1 protein-coding gene is annotated in these 2,346 nt (G+C 40.9%); it reads left to right on the top strand.

All coding sequences use genetic code 11. From position 1 onward, the window contains the following. Positions 1 to 810 precede the first annotated feature (810 nt). Positions 811 to 1,347 (top strand): nucleotidyltransferase family protein, encoded by a 537-nt coding sequence (locus tag NB504_RS01185; RefSeq protein ID WP_047691683.1) that lies wholly within the window; start codon positions 811 to 813, stop codon positions 1,345 to 1,347. Positions 1,348 to 2,346: the final 999 nt, after the last annotated feature.

Below are 2,346 nucleotides of genomic sequence, written 5' to 3'. Positions count from 1 at the left end.
TGTGAATTCAGCGGCAAAATAACCTTCAGCATCCAAACGTCCGCCGAGCATGCTACGCTCGTCACTTTTCTTCCAAATCGCTCAATTTGAGTTTTTTTGTTTCTTTTCTGATTTGAGATTTTGGTTTATAAATGAATCGATTAGTTGGTTTTCAGTTTTCAAACAAGCTTTGTCCTTGGGTTTTTAAAGTATCGTTGTCAATCTGTTGGCCTAACAAACGGCTCAAGAGGGATTGCCAACGCTTGGCGGCTTTAGTACAAAATTGAAGTTCAGGGTTTAGGGTGTGTTTTTTAAGTTCGGCGGTGCGTTGTCAACCCCTTAGCCGAGCGTTAGGCAAAGTGAGTTTTTATCAGCTAAATCGGGTTTGAATTGAACGGCGAATTCCATGTTCTCATGGCTGGACTTAAGCAATAAATCGTCATCACATATTTGTTGTTTCTTGATCGTGTTCGGTTGCTTTTCGTTGTGAATTTAGCGGCAAAATAACCTTCAGCATCCAAACGTCCGCCGAGCATGCTACGCTCGTCACTTTTCTTCCAAACCGTTAAATTTGAGTTTTTTGGTTTCTTTGCTGATTTGAAATTTTGGTTTATAAATGAATCGGTTAGTTGGTTTTCAGTTTTCAAACAAGCCTTGTTCTTGAGTTTTTAAAGTATCGTTGTCAATCTATTGGCCTAACAAACTGCTTAAGACGGACTGCCAACGCTCGGCGAATTTACTTCAACGCTTGCTCTGTGTTTACGGTGGTCTGCTTGCGTTTTGTGTTATGTTGTCAGCCACTTAGCAGGGCGTTATGGCGCAAGGTGAAAAATGGATACTATCGTTGATTTAGTTAGAAAAGATCCCGTTCGATTTGAAGCACTGGAATGTGTTTACCAGCTTGAATTGCCTCAGTGCTACATAGCCGCAGGTTTTGTGCGAAACCTTGTCTGGGACTTTTTACATCGCAACGTAAAGCCGACGCCATTAAACGATATTGATGTCATTTTCTTCGATGCTGATTGTGTCGATTCAGATTATGAAAAATCACTTGAACTCAAGTTATCGGAGCAAATGCCCCAGATCAATTGGCAAGTGAAAAATCAAGCCAAGATGCACTTACAAAATGGCGACGATCCTTACCAAAGCACATTGGATGCCATGAGCTATTGGCCTGAAAAAGAAACGGCGGTAGCAGTGAGAAAAGTCGAGCACGATCATTATGAATGTATATCAGCCTTTGGTTTCGAGAGTTTATTTCAAGGTTTAATCACACATAATCCTAAACGAGCATATGGAACCTTCGAAAATCGAGTAAAGTCAAAGGGTTGGCTAGTTATATGGCCTAACTTGAGAATTGCGCCATAACAAACGCTTCAAGAGGGACAGCCAACGCGCGGCATTTTTACTATGCGTTGGTTTTTGTGGTTACGGTGTTATGCGGAAAGTTGGTAGTAGCGTTGTCTGCCCCTTAAGCGGGCGTTATGTAACCGTAAAGAAAAAGCCCACAATGCATTGAAAAGTAGATGTTTTTTATGATTGATCTAATTTCAATGTCGACTTTTTCTGAGTGGGTTTCGTGCATGTTGATTTAGCTTTCGGCTTCTTTATTCTTCGAATTTTTAGCTGGTTCTAAATGGTTTAGTGGGTTTGCGATAAGTTTGGTGGTAGTCATTTTTTTCTTTGAACTAGGGCTCGCAGTTTCGTTGTTGTCACGCAAATTCTACTGGGTTACTGCTAACTTTTCATGTAAGTTAAACGGTATTTGGTAATGTTGTTCTTTGTAATGCTTTGAAATAGTTAGCAAAGTTACATAACAAAGCATTCAAGAGGGACAGTCAACGCTTGGCAGTTTTGGTTTGGTTGAGCATTTGAGGTTACGGCTGGTTAATTTGAGCGCAGTGTTTTGCGTTGCCTGCCCCTTAATGCGGCGTTAGGCAAAGTGAGTTTTTATCAGCTAAAACGAGTTGAAATTGAACGGTAAATTCCATGCTTTGTGGCTTAACTTAAGCAATAAATCGTCATCACATATTTGTTGTTTCTTGATCGTGTTGGGTTGCTTAGCGCTGTAAATTCAGCGGCAAAATAACCTTCGGCATCCAAACGTCCGCCGAGCATGCTACGCTCGTCACTTTTCTTCCAAATCGCTCAATTTGAGTTTTTTGTTTCTTTGCTGAGTTGGCATTTTGGTTTATAAATGAATCGGTTAGTTTGTTTCACGTTTACAAAAAAGCTCGTTCTTTGGTTGTGAAAGTGTCGGTGTCAATTGGTTGGCCTAACAAACGGCTCAAGAGGGATTGTCAACGCGTGGCGGCTTTAGTACAAAATTGAAGTTCAGTGCTTACGGTGTGTTTTTTGAGTTCGGCT

Origin of the sequence: Vibrio sp. RM-69-4 (genome assembly GCF_024743775.1) — a bacterium.
Classification (GTDB): Bacteria; Pseudomonadota; Gammaproteobacteria; order Enterobacterales; family Vibrionaceae; genus Vibrio; species Vibrio anguillarum.
Note: the sequence above shows the minus strand (reverse complement) of the source record. Positions and strands in the feature narration are given on the sequence as shown.